Below are 16,466 nucleotides of genomic sequence, written 5' to 3'. Positions count from 1 at the left end.
CAAGGGGGAAATCAGCCCCCCTGGCTCGGCGGCGGGGGTTCCAGCGGGATGATGACCACGAACTCCACGCCGACACCCTGGTAGTTGTTGACCTGCAGCTTGCCGCCATGGTTGGTGACGATCCGGTTGGCAATTGGGAGCCCCAGACCGGTACCGCTCTCCTTGGTGGTGAAGAACGGATGGAAGATGTTGCCGAGCGATTCCAGCGGTATCCCGCCGCCGGTGTCCGCCACCTTGACCATGATGGCATCGCGGCCGGCGAGCCTGGCAGGCGATGCGGCAATCTTCAGCTCGCCCGGTCCCTGCATCGCCTCCTGGGCGTTGGTGAAGATATTGATGAAGACCTGCTTGAGCTGCTGGCAATCGCCGAGAAATGAGAGAACCTTGGTGGGGAATTTTCGGCTGACGGTTATCCGGTTCTCCTCAAAACCGAGGGCAACCACGGAAAGGGCCTCGTCAATGATCTCCTGCATGGTGCAGACCGAGTAGCAGATGGTGGATTTGCGGGAGAAGGAGAGGATGTCGGTCAACATCTTTTCCAGCCGGTTCACCTCGCCGACGATGGTGGCAACATAGCCCCCTTCTTCTGACGCCTTGGGGAACTTCCGCTGCAGGCGCCGGGCAAATCCGCCAATAGAGATGAGCGGACTCTTCAGCTCGTGGGCGATACCGGCAGCCATCTCGCCGATGGTCGCCAGACGCTCGCCGTGCAAGAGCCGCTCCTGGGCATCGCGCAGCTTGCGGTTGGCATCCTCGATCCGGTTATAGAGCAGCGAGTTCTCGATGGCCATCCCGGCCTGGTTGGTAAACAACTCCAGAAAGCGGAGATCGTCCTGGCTGATGGTCTTGTTGCTGCAGGGGTTGTCGACGACCACGACCCCCACCACCTTGTCCTTGGCCAGAAGCGGCATGGCGGCAAAGGAGCTGATGCCGAATTTCCTGATGAATTCCCGATCGACGCGCTTTTCGCGGCCGGTGTCCGCAACGTAGACCAGGCGCTTCTCCAGGACGGCCCGCGAGGACATGTTTTTCACCTTGCTCAGTTCAAGCCTGCTGGCCCTGACTTGGGTACTGAATTCCGACTGCTGCTGCCGCTGCATCTCTTCCTCGGAGATATCCCAGCGGCTGGTCAGCGCACTCTCCACATCCACAAGGGGGGTAGCAAGGCCGGTAGGCGACTCGCGGGTCACCCCGAGCATCCCCTGCATGACCCCGGCACGCTCATTAATGAGAAAGAGCATGGAACGTTCAAAGAGCGGATTGGACCCGCTGGTGAGCGCGGAGAGGATCAGGTGCATCAGCTTGTTGAGACGGATCGTGGAGAGCATGGTATTGCTGAGCCGGTAGAGCAGGGAAAGCTCCTTGAGCTTCTGATCGTTCTCGCGGCTCAGGCGGACGGCCTGCTGATAGTTTGTGGCGCCGGTGATGGCGTTGGAGATCAGCACAGCCATGCTCTCGAAAAGCTCCCGCTCTTCTTCGGTGAAATTCTGCCAGGTCCCGGCCTGCCCGCGTCTGCCGAAGAAGGTCAGGGTGCCGAATATCCTGTTCTCGAATTTGAGCGGCACGCAGACATAGGAGGGGGGGAGTTCGTCTTCGGAGATCAGATCGCTGATCAGGAGCGGAACGCCGCTCAGCCTGACCTTTGCCGAGCATAGCTCCTCGATCCCCAGCAGGGTTTCCTGGTGGCGGCGCATGGCATGGCTGATGCGATACTGAAGGAGCGGCAGCATCCCCTCGCTCCCCATCAACCGGAAAACGGTACAACAGGAATCGCTCTGCTGGTGGCAGGTATCGAGGATAACGGGAATCAGGGTCGCAGGGGGAACGGAGCGGTTGAGGAGCGCACCCAGTTCGCTCAGCATGGTCAGATTGCCGATGCGGCGCTGCGATCCACTGGAGATCCCGATCCGCTGGATGATCCCGCCGATGACGACGAGGATATCCTCAAGGGGCTCCAGTTCGCTGCCCGACGGCGGATCGGTTGCGGAGAGGCCAAACATGAGGACGCCACAGACCATCCGGGAATCCCCTATGGGAAAGGCGCAAAATTGCTTTTCCGTCCCCCGGCGCGGCTCCTGTGGGTGAAGAGCGGTCGGCGACAGGCAGACCTGCTGGCGTTTCGCAGCGCACAGGCCGGCCAACCCTTCTCCCAGCGTGATATTACAGTCAGACGATGCGCGGGAAGTCGCCGTAGATACCAGCCTCGCCAAGGAGCGGTTGTTCTCGTCCATGAGGTATATGGTTGCCGAGGTGCAGGCATAGGAAGAACAGAGAAATTTGGCAAGGGACTTGAGACGTTGCAGGTAGGAAAGGTCGGCGGCATTGGCGATTCGGACCGCTTTGCTCAGAAGGGTATATCTGTCCTTACCAGGCATGGTCACACCAGAGGCTCTTCCCCGGATAATGGAATGAGCGGAAGTACGGCTCGGTGGCAATGGCTAAGGGAGCTTCTCTTTCTGCTCCTGCTCCATCTTGCAGTCGATACAGAGGGTGGTGACGGGACGGGCCTTCAACCGGGCCTCGCTGATCTCTTCGCCGCAGACGTCGCAGATGCCGAATGTCCCTTCGTCGATCCTCTCCAGAGCTTCCTTGATCTTGTTGATGAGTTTGCGCTCCCGGTCGCGGATGCGCAACTCGAAACTCCGGTCCGATTCCTGGGTGGCACGGTCATTGGGGTCCGGAAAATTTGTGGTTTCCGCCGTCATGCCGGAAACGGTCTTCTCGGCATCTTCCAGCAGAACCCGCATCTCTTCCAGCAGCACTCCCCGGAAGTATTCACTTTTGCCCTCTTCCATCTCATCACCCCACAGATCTTAAACTTTCGTAATACACAATAGTATGTAAACAGCGCTGTTAAGTAAAGAAAAAATGTCTATCGTCACCCTCTGACATCAGGTCAGAGACGCTCCAGCGACTCTTCGAGGGAGCGAACACCGATCAGTTCGATTCCCGGCACCTTCATCTGCTTCTGGTTGCCATACGGAAGAAGGCAGCGGGTGAACCCGAGCTTGGCAGCCTCCCTGACGCGCAATTCGGGCTGGCTTATGGCCCGCACTTCGCCGGCCAGCCCCACTTCACCCAGCACCAGGGTCTGCGGATCAACCACCCGGTCCAGATGGCTGGAAGCGACAGCCAGGGCCATCCCCAGGTCGGCTGCAGGCTCGCTCAGCCGCACCCCTCCCGCCACGTTGAGAAAGATATCCTGTCCGGCCATGGTCAGGCCGACCTTCTTCTCCAGGACGGCAACCAGGAGCGCCAGCCGGTTGTGGTCGACACCGATGGTGGTCCGCCGAGGCACGCCGAACGAGGAAGAACTCACCAGCGCCTGCAGTTCCACCAGAAGCGGCCGGCTCCCCTCCAGGGCCGCAACGACCAGGGAGCCGGATACCCCCAGCGGCCGTTCGGAGAGAAAGAGTTCGGAAGGGTTCTTCACCTCTGCCAGCCCCCCCTCCTTCATCTCGAAGACACCGATCTCGTTGGTGGAACCGAAGCGGTTCTTCACGGCGCGCAGGATACGGAACGGATGGCCGGCATCACCCTCGAAGTAGAGCACGGTATCGACCATGTGCTCCAGCACCCGCGGGCCGGCGAGGGTCCCGTCCTTGGTGACATGCCCGACCAGGAAGACCGGCAGGCCGCTCCCCTTGGCGAGCAGCATGAGGCGACCGGCGGTCTCGCGCACCTGGCTGACACTTCCCGGCGCAGACTCGATGGTGGAGGTAAAGACGGTCTGGATGGAGTCGACCACCAGGGCCGCTGGCTTCAAGCGGTTCACCTGGGTGAGTATCCGCTCCAGGGAGGTCTCGGCCAGCAGAAAGAGGTGCTCGTGGGTTACGCCCATCCTGGTGCCGCGCAGCTTGATCTGCTGGGGCGACTCCTCGCCGGAAACATAGAGGACCGGGCCGCCGCTGCCGGCGAGATGATGCATGACCTGCAAGAGGAGGGTCGATTTGCCAATCCCGGGATCGCCGCCGATGAGCACCAGCGAACCGGCCACCAGCCCTCCCCCCAGCACCCGATCGAACTCAGCGATCCCGCAGGGAAGCCGGTCTTCGGCACTTGCCGAGATCTCGCTGATGGGACGGGGCTCTGTCTCGGCAACGCCCCCCAGGCCATGGGAATCGCGCCGGGAAACCAGCTCTTCGTGGATAGTGTTCCAGGCGTTACAGTCAGGGCACTTCCCCAGCCACTTGGCTGACTGGTAACCGCACTGCTGGCAGACATAAAGGGCTTTTGTTTTCACGGCATTCCTTCGGTTAATCTTTTGTGCATACTAACCCCATAACCTCCCGCTGTCAATGTACGGCAACGAGTGCCAATGCCCGCCGAGAGCAGTTTTCCGCAACCCTCAACACTGTCATGGGCAATGGAACACTTCCAGCACGGGATACCGTGGATATCCAGCCGTACCGCGCTGTTTTGTTGATGCAGAATCCGTCACATGAGCGTATTATGCCATCCGTCTTATTACACCCCCGTGCCGGGATGCCGACTGCTCAATCCCCCCCCTGCACAAAAGGACCAGTTCGTGCGTATCAACCTCAAGGCAGCCCTCCTTTCGGCATTCATCCTCCCCGGTCTCGGCCAGCTCTACAAGGGTGACAAGCTCAAAGGAGCGATCCTCATAGCGCTTGTCAACATATTCCTGCTCGCGACCCTGTTCCTGCTCCTGCAGGCAGCTGGCCCCATCCTAGCAAGCCAGATCGGCGGGCCACCCGACGCGTCTGCCGTGCTGGCCGAGCTTAAATCCCGCTCGCCGGCAGCCAGGTGGCTGCTGTCGGCCTTTTTCGGCCTCTGGATCTTCGGCGTGGTGGATGCGGCACGGCAATGACCGGCCACTGATCCTGTCTTGCGGGGATGAATTGGTTTGACAAACACTGTTTTTATGTGCGATAAGATGTTAATTTCGCTCTCATGAAGGCACCCTTGTACGGCCTCGGTCGGCAGAGTGACAATAAAGGATCAGCCATGAACTACTCGCATGTACTGGGAACCGGCGGAGCACTCCCCGAACGGGTCGTGACCAACGACCATTTCTCCTACCTGGTGGAAAATGCCGACGAATGGATCCAGTCACGCACCGGAATCTGCGAGCGCCGCTTTGCCTCGGAGCAGGAATCGTCCTCGGATCTCGCCACCATTGCCGCCCGCCGGGCGCTGGAAAGCGCTGGTCTTGACCCCCTGGAACTGGACGGCATCATCGTCGGCACATCGACCCCGGACATGTGCCTCCCAGCCACGGCCTGCATGGTGCAGAAAAACATCGGGGCAAGGAATGCCGTTGCCTTTGACATGAACGCCGTCTGCAGCAGTTTCGTCTTTGCAGTGGAAACCGCCGACAGCTACATCAAGGCGGGCAAATTCGGCAAGGTACTGGTGATCGGCGCCGACACCTATTCAAAGATACTCGATTTCGATGACAAGAATACCTCGCCGCTCTTCGGCGATGGCGCCAGCGCCATGATCCTCGGTGCGGGCAGCGAGCGGAAAGGGATCATTTCGAGCCTCATCCGGAGTGACGGAAACGGCTGGGAACTCATTCAGGTGCCCTCCTCGGGCTCCCGCAAGCCGGTTACGGCGGAAACCATCGCCAACCGCGAACACACCTTCAAGATGGAAGGGAAAAAGGTCTTTATCTTCGCCACCGATGTGATCCCGAAGATCATCGAAGAGGTTACCAGCAGGGCGGGCGTGACCCCGGACCAACTCGACCATATCATCCCCCACCAGGCCAATGTCAGGATCATCGATTTTATCTCGAAGAAGACCGGCATCGCCAAGGAACGGTTCCTGCTCAACCTCGACCGTTGCGGCAATACCGCTGCCGCCTCCGTGGGGCTGGCACTGGACGAGAACATGAGAAACGGCGTTATCAAAGCGGGCGAGTCGGTGCTTATCATGGGATTCGGCGGCGGGCTGTCGTGGGGAGGCATGCTCCTGCAGTTCTAACCGCAGATCAGAGCCCTGCCGGGCATCAGCCCCCGGAGGGCTTTTATGCCTCCGATTCCTTCGCCGACCTGTACCAGCGATAGCCCCTCTGCGCAGAACAAGGATTCCAGCTGGGTTGCTGGCACCACCTTCCTCCAGCCGGCATGAAACCGGTCAGCTGCTAGCAGTATCCCCCCCCGCTCCAAGCTCCTCGCCAGCCGCCTCACAACATCTTTCAATGCATCATCGTGATGGAGCATCGGACCTCCAAGCACACCGTTACAGAGTATGACGTGGAAAAGCTCCGGCGGCTCCCATGTGCGGAGGTCTGTAGCAGCGAAACGGATTTCGCCCCAGGAATGTCCATCATTCACAGACCCCAGGAAACTACGAACCAATCGTTCATGATCGGGATCGTGCGGGAAGCAGGCATGGCTTGCAGCGAAGACTTCCAAAGGACTCAGGGTAACACCTGAAATGCTGACTGCTCCTGCTGGAACGCCCGCATCCTTTACTAGACGGGCAAGTTCATACGTCCCTTCGCCGCTGCCGCAGGCAGCATCGAGACATCGAAGCTGACCACCGCCAGACACGCCCCGCGCTCTCAACCACTGCCGGAGAAAGGCGTACTGCTTGGGATACCTGCCAAACCCACCCCCGAACTGCTGTGGCAGATATATTGAAAACAGAAACCTCTGCCGTTCCAATTCATTACCCATGAGCACCCCAAGGACGGCGGCAGGATCGGTACGTACGAATCCACCCTGAAGGCGATGCAGCAGGTCAAGCCAACTGGAAGACTGCTGGAAGAGCGGCGGGATAATTTCACGACCCTGGCGCAAGGAGAGGCGCACCAGGCGCTGAAAAGCTCCTTGAATGACAGCAAACGGGAAGAAGGTCTCCGACATCCTGCTGGTTTCGTTGGTAACGATCAGTCCAGGAGCCCAGAACGGTACGGGACAGAAATTTACGTAACTGAGGAAGTAACGGGAGAGGTCAGTCCGACGACGCTGCAATTCGGGGTCGTCGATAACACCAGTGACCATCAGCCGGGAAAGGTCGCTGATTGCAGCTTGTGGATCAAAAATTGGATGAAGCCAGTCGAGCGCTGTGTTCACGGAGAGAGGAATACAAGGGCAGTGATCATGAATATTGCCGTAAAAACCTGGACAGCGCTTAGAGTATTCGTGGTCATCGCAAGCGCCTGCTTCAGAAAAGGAAATACCCTGCAAATCGGTGATAATCGGGACTCCGTGGCTTTCTGCTACGATCTCCGCCCGGTTACCCCAGCAGAACTCAAGCTGATCCTTGCTACGCCAGATGCTTTTCTTGACAAGAAGCGTCGACTCCTGCTGACAATTATCGATTGCCCCCTGCTGTTGGCACCACTGCTACTCTTTTACTTGAAACGTCATGGTTTTTCAAGATGTAGGGTATGGCGGGAACCAGCAGGAATGACCTTTACGGCCGCCAGGTGATCTACCCACCAATGCGGCCGATCTCATAACCGATCTCCCCGAGCGGCAGCACTTCGTCAGCCACGCCCCCGTCGACGCAGCTCTTGGGCATGCCATAAATGGTCGAGGTTGCCTCATCCTGGACCAGAGTCACCCCGCCTTTGCTCTTCAGGTGCTGCATCCCCTTGAAGCCGTCATTTCCCATCCCGGTAAGGATAACCCCTAACATCGAACCGTTACAGGCATCCGCCATCGAGGTCATCATCAGGTCAACCGACGGGATATAGAGATACTGGGGATAGTCGGTAGTCGGCACGGTCTTTACGGTGATACCAGCGGCATGACGCACCAGGAGAGTATGCTTGCCTCCGGGAGCTACGAGAGCCTGTCCTGGCTTCAGAATATCCCCGTCGACAGCCTCCTTTATGGCAAGTGAGCATTTGGAGTTGAGCCGCTCGGCATAGGGGCCGGTAAAAGCCTTGGGCATGTGAATGGCGATCATGATGCCATACGGATAATTCACAGGGACACGTGAGAGCACTTCCTGGAGTGCAACAGGCCCCCCGGTGGAAGCACCGATCCCCACACAACTGATCTTGCGCTGCGAAAAGCGGGAGCTGGCAACGCGATGCGCCGGAGCAACTGCGGGACGGGATGTTGCCGCGACTCTTTTGGCAAACAGGGATATGGATGCTTCCTTTACCCTGCGCAACAGTTCGGAGCGGAACACTTTCTGAGCATCGACCGAATCGGTGACGTTCTTGGGAATATAGTCGACAGCCCCAGCTTCCAGGGCCTCGAAGGTAGCCTTTGCACCTTCGTTGGTGAGGGTCGAGACCATCAGCACCCTGGTCGGCGCCTTGGCCATGATCGCCTTCAGGGCGCTGATACCGTCCATGCGCGGCATCTCCACGTCCATCGTAATCAGGTCGGGTTTCAGGTTCAAGGCCTTCTCGACCCCTTCGACACCATCGGCCGCAACCCCGACCACCTCGATATTTGGATCGCTGGTCAGTATGCCGCGGATCGCCATCCGCATGAATGAAGAGTCGTCAACGATCAACACCCGCATCTTTTTCGCCTGAGTCGTGAATGTCATGCAGAATCACTCCATTACCATGCCTTCAAAGATAGATTTCACCAAATCCTGCACTTCAGGTACCCGGTCGTCAAGTTCATAACAGAAACGTTCGACATCAAGCTTGGCCATGTGCGGGGCAAACTTCTTGAGGATATCCCATGCCTTCTCCTCGGCAAGGTTGAAACTGACCCATTCACGACCGCCATAATCCAACTGCCGCACCGAGCAGAAGAGGTCGGCAAGATTGACGATTGCCACCAGGTTAGGGTCAATGGTTGCCAGTTCCGGTTCATGATGATGGGCAATGACTTCACAGTATTCGGGGGGGAAGTTCCACTTCTGTGCGATGGCAACCCCGATGTAGCTGTGATTAGTCCCCCAGAAACGGTCCTCGGCATCCACCAGCTTGTAGGGAGTCGATTTTATCTCCTGAAGGATGCGCTGAAAGTCCTTTTGGTAGTAATAACTGAGGAAAACTTCACCGATATCATGAATGATCCCGGCCAGATAGGCTTTTTCCGTGTCGATGTAACGCGCCCTCTGGGCAATGATCTTGGCGACAATCCCCACGCCGAAGGAGTGTTCCCAGAAGGTCATGACATCGAATGCCCCGTCTTTTCCCTGGAATGCCTCGATGAATGAACAGGTCAGGGCAAGTTCGCGGATATGGCGGAAACCGAGATAGACCAAAGCGCGCTTAACGGACTTGATCTCCTGGCTGGAGCGGTACAGAGGAGAGTTGACGATCTTGATGACCCTGGCTGCCAGCACCTGGTCGGTGAGGATCATATCCGCAACTTCTTCAAGTTCCACATCAGGCTTATCGAGAAGTTCCAGGACCTTTGATGCAACTATCGGAATAGTGGGGAGATCGCTGATCTTCTCCACCATCTCCTGGGCCTTCTTAAGCTTTACATTTGTTTCCATTGCATCCTCTCACTTTTTATAGGCAAAACCACCCGGGAAATGGATCGTCTTGAAACTGTCATTCACTCCATGCAAGGACTCGGACTGCCCGACGAAAAAGTAGCCGTAAGGCTGTAGGTTATTGTAAAAATGCTGGACAACCTTTGATTTGGATGCAGTATCGAAATAAATCAACACATTTGCACAGAAGATGAAATCGAAACTCTTCATGAAAATCATCTTGGTGTCATCGTAGAGGTTCAGGTGAGTAAACGTAACCAGCTTCTTCACATCCGGCGACAGTATGAATTTTTCGGTCGACTCCTGCTTGAAATATTTCTTGCGAAAGAATTCAGGGGTATTCCTCACTGAATAGGAATTGTACACCCCCTCACGGGCCATGGCGAGGACGGTTTCATTGATATCGGTTCCCACGATCTCGATAATCCAGTCCTTAAGCAGCGTCTGCCGCTTTTCGAGCAAGATCATGGCCATGGTATAGGCCTCTTCCCCCGACGATGAGCCAGCACTCCATATCCTCAGCTTGCGGAAACCGATTTTACCCTTCACCTCAACCAGTTCGGGCAGGAGTTTGTTTTCCAGAGCTGTCAGCTGCGGCACATTACGGAAGAAGCAGGTTTCATTGGTGGTAACCTCGTCCAGAAGCCGCTTCAGCTCCTGAGCTCCTCCTGCTCCCCCCTTGAGAAGCTTGTAATAGTCGGCATGGCTCGTGATGCCTGTCTCTTCCATGCGCCTAGCCAGCCGGCTCTCAAGGAAATACTTCTTGCTGGCATGGAAATAGATGCCGCACAGGTTATAGATATAGTCCCTGAATAGTTCGAAATCCTTATCCGCTAGTTTCACGGCAATCCCTTCTCTGATAGGTGTTGTAAAGCTGAGGTCGCGCTATGCCGCTATCCGACCGGTACTTGCGCCGTCATTCCCTTCGACCAGGCTGACAGGATCGACTATGAGGGCCACACTACCGTCACCCAAAATGGTCGACCCCGCAATGCCGGGGAGATTGGCCAGATATTTCCCAAGAGACTTGATCGCCACCTCCTGCTGTCCGAGCAGCCTGGTAACGATGAGTCCTACCCGCTTCTCGCCAACTCCGACCACAACCACATAACACGCCGAATCCGTATCCATCTTGCGAGATACACCAAACACCCGCTCCAAGCGGACCAGCGGCAGAACGATTTCCCGGAGTTTCAGCATCTCCTTGCCGCCAATGGTATGGAACTCCCGTTGATCTACCCGGAGCGTTTCCATAACCGCCGAAAGCGGAATGGAGTAAATTTCCCCTTCCACCTCCACCAGCAATGACTGAATGATGGCGAGGGTGAGCGGAAGCTTGAGGATGAATTCAGATCCTTTCCCCAATTCGCTCTTGATATCTATGATGCCATTCAGCTTCTTGATGTTGGTTCGCACCACGTCCATGCCGACTCCTCTTCCCGAAAGATCCGATGCCTTCTCTTTCGTGGAGAACCCCGGCAGGAAAATGAGGTCAAGGATCTCTCTAGGCATCATGGATGCCAGCTGATCATCGGTAATCAGCCCCTTCTCCAGTGCCTTGCGGCCGATCTTGTCCGGATCGAGTCCTTTCCCGTCATCCTTGATGCTGATGATGATCTGGTTCCCTTCGTGGGCTGCGGCAAGAATCAGTGTGCCCATTTTTGACTTGCCTGCGGCAAGTCGCTCGTCGGGAGTTTCCAGACCGTGATCCATGGCATTGCGGATGAGATGGATGAGAGGATCACCAATCTCGTCAACAACGGAACGGTCGAGTTCGGTCTCTTCACCCATGAGCTGGAGATCGACTTCTTTCCCCAGGTCTCGAGCCAGGTTGCGCACGATGCGCGGAAATTTCTTGAACACCTTTTCCACGGGGATCATGCGCATCTTCAAAACTTGCATCTGCAGTTCTGAAGTTACAAAATTCAGACGCTTGGTGAGCTTGTTGAAATCCTCGGAAAAACTTTCCTGGTTGACCTCACCCTGATAATTGGAATTTAGCTGGATCATCCGGTTTCGTTCCAGCACCAATTCCCCAACCTGGTTCATGAGATCGTCGAGTCGCTTCACATCCACGCGAACTGTCGTATTATCCGACAGGTCTTCACCTTTTGACTCTACGGCCTTTACCACGGGTTGGGGTGGCGGCGCCACCGTTGCGGCTTTCGGCGGTTGTGGCGAGATTGCATTTGATTGCGGTTCCGCTTCCGGTTTTGTTTCCCCGGCAGCAGGAGTCGCCGTGGCGGTTGCTGCCTGCTGCGGCGGGGCAGCTTCCGATGCGGAACCACCATCCGTGGCAGAAGATGAAAGGAGCGGGATAAGCTTTTCAATCGTTCCGTCGATCTCCCGTTCCTTGATATCATTGGCCTTGATATCGCTGACCAATACCTTCACGAGATCGACCGATTCGAGAATTACGTCCATGATTTCGGGTGTGACTACCAGTTCACCCTTGCGCAACCGGTTCAACACATCCTCGGTCTTGTGGGTTACCTTGACCAGCAGCTCGAAACCCAAAAAACTTGAGGCGCCTTTGACAGTGTGAATCGATCGAAAGATCCTGTTCAGAAGCTCGGTATCACCTGTGGTCTTTTCCAGGGTTACCAGGTCGTCATCAAGCTTTTCAAGAAGCTCGGTGGTCTCAGTGAGAAATCCGTCCAACAACTCTTGATCTTCGATTTCCATTGACATGTGAAGTCCCTCTCTCAAACGATAAATCAAGCACATGCAAGTCACTCCGAAACCGGAGTCGACGGATTAGATGGAAAGATTGCTCAACATCTTCCGGTCTTCCCGGGAAGACATCTTCTCCAGATCGAGAAGTACCAGCAATCGCTCAGGCTGGTTGATCACGCCTGACATGCATTCCTGGTCCACACCGCTAGTTGCCACCGGAGGAGGCGGCTGGATCTCTTTCTCGGAAATCCTGATGACCTCGGAAACAGAATCGACGATGAATCCCATCAATTCGCCATCCACATCCATCACCATGATCCTCGTGCTCTTGTCGTTTTCCACCTCTCCCAGTCCAAACCGCCGGCGAATCGACATGATGGGGATCACCTTCCCGCGCAGGTTGATCACACCTTCCACATAGTGCGGGGTATTGGGAACCCGCGTAATACTGGGCATCCGGATGATTTCCCGCACTTTCAGCACATCGACCCCATACTCTTCCTCATCGAGTTTGAAACTTACCAGTTGAATCAGTTCACCTGAGGCATCTTCTTTTTCTTTCTGGTCACGGTGAATCGTCAATGCATTTTCCATCAGAACCTCCTATCTGAAATACGTGAGGGTATTGCATAAACTGAATCGCTCAGTGACATGAAAAGGCATATGGAACTTTCTCAAAGCCACCTATCAAAATACGTGCGGCATGCGCCTCGCCAGCTCTTTTTGGTTGCAATGAGAGACTGAATGTTCAACTGGTCCATTTCCTCCAACCAAGATGCTATTCCCTGTGGGAGGGGAAATGGCACGGGAAGGGGTCATGTTTTCTGCCACCAAGCCGAATTCCGTCCTGATGAAACCAAGCGGCACTGCGCTATGTAAGTGGAAACCGTATCCGGAGTGCAATGCACCTGTTTTTCGCATAAATTTATATCCTCATGACTCCGCCCAAAAAGAAATCGCAAATTATTCCTTACCTGCTCCTCGCTCAAGCGTCAGCACAGAACCGTCCTCGTATATTCCTGACACACTTTTGACACCTACGCCGCTGACTGGCAGGATATTTCTTTAATTGCAGCAGGGTAGAATCGTCCAAGAGTCGAGATGATATTTCACTTTACCCGCTCCCTTTCGATACATTTTCAGAGAGTCATTTTATTGACTTTCACTGCCCATGTGTTATAGTAGGCATCGTTATGAAACTCTTCGGCGAGTAATGTTCTAACTTTAATCGCCGGAACGAGGTATCCATGGAGAATGCCAAGATTCTCATTGCTGATGATGACAAAAAGACGAGAGATTTTGTCGCTGCATTCCTGAGTTACAAGGGGTACCAGGTTTATCAAGCTTCTGACGGTCAAGATGCACTTGAGAAGATTGACATGAATGAAGTGCACCTGGTCATCACCGACTTGATGATGCCTCGCATCAACGGAATAGAATTTATCAAGAAACTCAAGGCATTAAGGCCCGAAATCGTGACTATCGCGTACAGTGCCTTTGCCAATTCGGAGATGACTGCTAACCTCCTCAAAGCAGGAGCATTTTTCTATCTCGAAAAACCGTTTAACCTTGAAGAACTCGAAACCCACGTAAAGCGTGGTCTTGAGCACCATGCACTGCAGAATCAGAGCTTCCGCACCAAACCCTGCATCAAAAACCGGCCACGCCTCAACAATATCATTGGTGAAAGCGACAAGATGCTTGCCCTCTTCGAGCTTATCGAAAAGGTGGCAAACTCCGACTCGACCGTTCTCCTGCAGGGTGAGTCCGGCACGGGCAAGGAGCTTGTTGCACGTGCCATACACGATCTGAGCAACCGGCACGCAAAGAACTTCGTCCCGGTAAACTGCGCAGCTATTCCCGACGATCTCCTGGAAAGCGAATTATTCGGTCATGTCAAGGGTTCCTTTACTGGTGCCATTGCAACCAGAATCGGACGTTTTGAAATGGCCGACAAGGGGACTCTGTTCCTTGACGAAATTGGGGACATGAAGCCCAGCCTCCAGGTAAAGTTGCTGCGCGTTCTGCAAAACAAGGAACTCGAACCCGTCGGTTCCACCACAACCAAAAAGATCGATGTGCGCATAATTGCTGCGACAAACCAGAATCTTGAAAAACTGGTTTCGGTGAAAGAGTTCCGCGAAGACCTGTTTTACCGGATTTCAGTCATCCCCATAAACCTTCCGCCGCTTCGCGAACGTAAAGGCGATATCCAGCTACTGGTCAATACCTTCCTGGAGCGATTCAACAAAGATAAACAGCACAAGGTCAAAGGTCTCGATGCCACGACCATGCATCTCCTCTCCAACTATGACTGGCCGGGAAACGTTCGCGAATTGGAGAACCTTATCGAGCGAATGGTCATACTGAAAGGGAGTGGCATCATCTCAGTCAGCGACCTTCCCGAAAAATACCGGGGGCGAAGATCCACCCTGACGAACGAACCGATCTCCCTTCCGGACAAGGGTTTCTGCCTCAACAGTGCAGTCGAGGAATTCGAAAATCAACTGATCCTTCAGGCACTGGAAAAAACCGCCGGGAACAAGAAAGAAGCTGCCATGCTGCTGAACCTGAAGCGAACGACACTCATCGAAAAACTGAAGAAGAAAAAGCTGCTCATCCCGGGATCAGCGCAACCTCTGTAACGTATTCCTCCTGCCCTGCACGGAGCCTTCATGGCACCGAAGACGAGCATTGAGAATGGCATACAATATGCTTTCCTCTCTCCATGGCCATCAATCCCGTTGAATCCGCACTATCCCTGCTTCCTGGCAAGCCCCCCGAGCGTCCTTCAGCCAGTGATGCAGCCGCCCGCCAATCCTTTGCCGACGTCATGTCAGCAGCTGTTGATGTGCAGCAGCAAGGCATCCCACGGACTAGTGGTGCAGCTGCCAACGCAGCCATAGAGCTCATGCAGCTGGAGATGATGAAAAATGCCCTGTCTTTGGGTAACACCGAATCATCGGCATCTCCTGTGTCATTCATCTCACCAGCTAAACTGATTTTGGCTAATCTCGTGGGAGGAAGTCAACAGGTTGACAGTACAACAACCCAGCAACTCCCGGCACAGGGTCCGCTCATCAGCCAGGAAACGCTTTCATCACCCACTGATCTTGACGGAATCATAAACCAGGCGTCACAGCGTCACGGCGTTGATGTGTCTCTCATCAAGGCAGTCATAAAAGCTGAAAGCAACTTCAACCCCACCGCCGTCTCCCACGCCGGGGCACAGGGCCTGATGCAACTCATGCCCGGGACAGCTCGGGATCTAGGGGTCACCAACTCCTTCGACCCCGAACAAAACGTCATGGCCGGCACCAGATTTCTCAAAGACATGCTGAAGCGGTATCACGGAAATGTGGACTCAGCACTGGCTGCCTACAATTGGGGGCCGGGCAATGTGGACAAGAAGGGAACCTCGGTACTTCCCCAGGAAACGCGTAACTACCTTGCTCGGGTCAAGGGATACTATTCCCAGTATCAGGGCTAGCTTGGTACACTCATAAAAAAAGCGGCCGGTGTGGATACCGACCGCTTCTGTTTTTTTCTGAATCATATTTGCTACTTTGCTTTGCCGCTCCCTGCTGTACCAGATTCACGATCTCCTTGCTTGAACGGATTTGACAGAAAGTGGCCGATCACCTGACGATCTCTAGCTGTCAACCTGACCCCTTTGGCCTCCATTCTGCGAAGGATGGCCTCTGTGTCCCGTTGCGCTTCCCGTGCAGCATCAATCCGCTGATGGTTGTGGCAGACTAGACACTTTTCTTCGACAACCTTCTGTTCAGGTTGCACGAGCTTTACCTTCCGCACATCTTGCGAACCCCAGGCCACTCCCTGAACACCCGCCAGCAAAAGCAGGGCGACTACACGTATTTTGGCTCTGTGTCTCATCATTCCCTTACATAGGTATCTTGGTCGGATTTGTCAACCATACGCATGACATGCATGTACTCGTCTTCAATCATGTCGTAATGGTTCTGCGTTTCCTTGACAACCCGGGTAAAGATCCCCTTGACCAACGGATCGATGATGTCCTTGGCCAGGAGGGTGTACTGTTCGATACAGGACTTCTCTTCCTTGAGGGCGATCTCCAGGGCCTTCTGTTCATGGGTATTCTCGTTGATGGCCTTCTCAAGAGCCAGAATGGTCGCGCTCTTTTTGTCGGGCGGTGATTCGATGAAGGTTTTGAGATCGCCGAATTCCCCTCCCTTATAGTGCTCGAAGAAAGACTTCAGGTGACCGACCTCTTCATTAGCCAACAGTTCAAACACCTTCTTGGCCCGATCATTCTTGGTAACCGCGGCTGCCTTGCGATAAAAATCCAAGCTGTCCTTCTCACCCTGAACCGCCAATTTCAATGCTTCCTGCACAGAGTATTCTTTTCCCATAAACGT

The 16,466-nt window shown here is 55.0% G+C and carries 15 protein-coding genes; 5 read left to right on the top strand and 10 right to left on the bottom strand.

Annotation, left to right across the window (positions count from 1 at the left end; all coding sequences use genetic code 11):
• Positions 1–11 precede the first annotated feature (11 nt).
• From GJT30_09250 to radA, 3 genes are all read right to left on the bottom strand, one after another.
• Positions 12–2,375, bottom strand: a complete 2,364-nt coding sequence (locus tag GJT30_09250; GenBank protein MSM39788.1) for a GAF domain-containing protein — start codon at positions 2,373–2,375, stop codon at positions 12–14.
• A gap of 63 nt (positions 2,376–2,438) precedes the next feature.
• Entirely contained in the window at positions 2,439–2,795 is a 357-nt protein-coding gene (gene dksA / locus GJT30_09245) for an RNA polymerase-binding protein DksA (GenBank protein MSM39787.1), read from the bottom strand.
• A gap of 101 nt (positions 2,796–2,896) precedes the next feature.
• Positions 2,897–4,243, bottom strand: a complete 1,347-nt coding sequence (gene radA, locus GJT30_09240) for a DNA repair protein RadA (protein ID MSM39786.1) — start codon at positions 4,241–4,243, stop codon at positions 2,897–2,899.
• A gap of 285 nt (positions 4,244–4,528) precedes the next feature.
• On the opposite strand from radA, the gene GJT30_09235 reads away from it, so the two are divergent.
• Positions 4,529–4,831, top strand: a complete 303-nt coding sequence (locus GJT30_09235) for a hypothetical protein (GenBank protein MSM39785.1) — start codon at positions 4,529–4,531, stop codon at positions 4,829–4,831.
• Between the two features lie 137 nt (positions 4,832–4,968).
• Positions 4,969–5,949, top strand: coding sequence for a beta-ketoacyl-ACP synthase III (gene fabH, locus GJT30_09230; protein ID MSM39784.1), 981 nt, complete (start codon positions 4,969–4,971; stop codon positions 5,947–5,949).
• On the opposite strand, the gene GJT30_09225 is transcribed toward fabH, so the two are convergent.
• On the bottom strand, positions 5,946–7,046 hold the full coding sequence (locus GJT30_09225) for a chemotaxis protein CheR (GenBank protein ID MSM39783.1): 1,101 nt from the start codon (positions 7,044–7,046) through the stop codon (positions 5,946–5,948). The genes fabH and GJT30_09225 overlap by 4 nt on opposite strands.
• Before the next feature lie 27 nt (positions 7,047–7,073).
• Between GJT30_09225 and GJT30_09220 the strand changes: the two genes are divergently transcribed.
• Positions 7,074–7,406, top strand: a complete 333-nt coding sequence (locus tag GJT30_09220; GenBank protein MSM39782.1) for a hypothetical protein — start codon at positions 7,074–7,076, stop codon at positions 7,404–7,406.
• Between the two features lies 1 nt (position 7,407).
• On the opposite strand, the gene cheB is transcribed toward GJT30_09220, so the two are convergent.
• The 5 genes from cheB to GJT30_09195 all read right to left on the bottom strand — a co-directional run bounded on the left by cheB (position 7,408) and on the right by GJT30_09195 (position 12,663).
• Complete coding sequence (cheB, locus tag GJT30_09215; protein MSM39781.1) at positions 7,408–8,484, bottom strand: chemotaxis-specific protein-glutamate methyltransferase CheB; 1,077 nt, start codon at positions 8,482–8,484, stop codon at positions 7,408–7,410.
• A gap of 6 nt (positions 8,485–8,490) precedes the next feature.
• Positions 8,491–9,393 carry an HDOD domain-containing protein gene (locus tag GJT30_09210; protein ID MSM39780.1) on the bottom strand — a complete coding sequence of 301 codons (903 nt, stop codon included), beginning with the start codon at positions 9,391–9,393 and terminating at the stop codon, positions 8,491–8,493.
• A 9-nt stretch (positions 9,394–9,402) separates the two neighbouring features.
• Entirely contained in the window at positions 9,403–10,236 is an 834-nt protein-coding gene (locus tag GJT30_09205; protein ID MSM39779.1) for a protein-glutamate O-methyltransferase CheR, read from the bottom strand.
• Positions 10,237–10,278: 42 nt separating this feature from the next.
• Complete coding sequence (locus GJT30_09200; protein MSM39778.1) at positions 10,279–12,084, bottom strand: chemotaxis protein CheA; 1,806 nt, start codon at positions 12,082–12,084, stop codon at positions 10,279–10,281.
• A gap of 66 nt (positions 12,085–12,150) precedes the next feature.
• On the bottom strand, positions 12,151–12,663 hold the full coding sequence (locus tag GJT30_09195; GenBank protein MSM39777.1) for a chemotaxis protein CheW: 513 nt from the start codon (positions 12,661–12,663) through the stop codon (positions 12,151–12,153).
• A 653-nt stretch (positions 12,664–13,316) separates the two neighbouring features.
• Between GJT30_09195 and GJT30_09190 the strand changes: the two genes are divergently transcribed.
• A complete protein-coding gene (locus GJT30_09190; protein ID MSM39776.1) occupies positions 13,317–14,714 on the top strand; it encodes a response regulator in 1,398 nt (465 codons plus the stop codon).
• A gap of 83 nt (positions 14,715–14,797) precedes the next feature.
• On the top strand, positions 14,798–15,559 hold the full coding sequence (locus GJT30_09185) for a transglycosylase SLT domain-containing protein (GenBank protein MSM39775.1): 762 nt from the start codon (positions 14,798–14,800) through the stop codon (positions 15,557–15,559).
• A gap of 403 nt (positions 15,560–15,962) precedes the next feature.
• Here GJT30_09185 and GJT30_09180 read toward each other — a convergent pair whose 3' ends face one another.
• Positions 15,963–16,460 carry a ferritin gene (locus tag GJT30_09180; protein MSM39774.1) on the bottom strand — a complete coding sequence of 166 codons (498 nt, stop codon included), beginning with the start codon at positions 16,458–16,460 and terminating at the stop codon, positions 15,963–15,965.
• Positions 16,461–16,466: the final 6 nt, after the last annotated feature.

Origin of the sequence: Geobacter sp., from assembly GCA_009684525.1 — a bacterium.
In the GTDB taxonomy this organism is placed as follows: Bacteria; Desulfobacterota; Desulfuromonadia; order Geobacterales; family DSM-12255; genus Geoanaerobacter.
The sequence above is the reverse complement of the archived record's forward strand: the minus strand, read 5'-3'. Positions and strand labels throughout refer to the sequence as shown.

What these genes read in the sequence shown, in the direction of transcription:
- GJT30_09250 (MSM39788.1), bottom strand. Translation starts at nt 2,375, where the DNA reads ATGCCTGGTAAGGACAGATATACCCTTCTGAGCAAAGCGGTCCGAATC.
- dksA (MSM39787.1), bottom strand. Translation starts at nt 2,795, where the DNA reads ATGGAAGAGGGCAAAAGTGAATACTTCCGGGGAGTGCTGCTGGAAGAG.
- fabH (MSM39784.1), top strand. Translation starts at nt 4,969, where the DNA reads ATGAACTACTCGCATGTACTGGGAACCGGCGGAGCACTCCCCGAACGG.
- GJT30_09220 (MSM39782.1), top strand. Translation starts at nt 7,074, where the DNA reads ATGAATATTGCCGTAAAAACCTGGACAGCGCTTAGAGTATTCGTGGTC.
- cheB (MSM39781.1), bottom strand. Translation starts at nt 8,484, where the DNA reads ATGACATTCACGACTCAGGCGAAAAAGATGCGGGTGTTGATCGTTGAC.
- GJT30_09210 (MSM39780.1), bottom strand. Translation starts at nt 9,393, where the DNA reads ATGGAAACAAATGTAAAGCTTAAGAAGGCCCAGGAGATGGTGGAGAAG.
- GJT30_09200 (MSM39778.1), bottom strand. Translation starts at nt 12,084, where the DNA reads ATGTCAATGGAAATCGAAGATCAAGAGTTGTTGGACGGATTTCTCACT.
- GJT30_09195 (MSM39777.1), bottom strand. Translation starts at nt 12,663, where the DNA reads ATGGAAAATGCATTGACGATTCACCGTGACCAGAAAGAAAAAGAAGAT.
- GJT30_09190 (MSM39776.1), top strand. Translation starts at nt 13,317, where the DNA reads ATGGAGAATGCCAAGATTCTCATTGCTGATGATGACAAAAAGACGAGA.
- GJT30_09185 (MSM39775.1), top strand. Translation starts at nt 14,798, where the DNA reads ATGGCCATCAATCCCGTTGAATCCGCACTATCCCTGCTTCCTGGCAAG.
- GJT30_09180 (MSM39774.1), bottom strand. Translation starts at nt 16,460, where the DNA reads ATGGGAAAAGAATACTCTGTGCAGGAAGCATTGAAATTGGCGGTTCAG.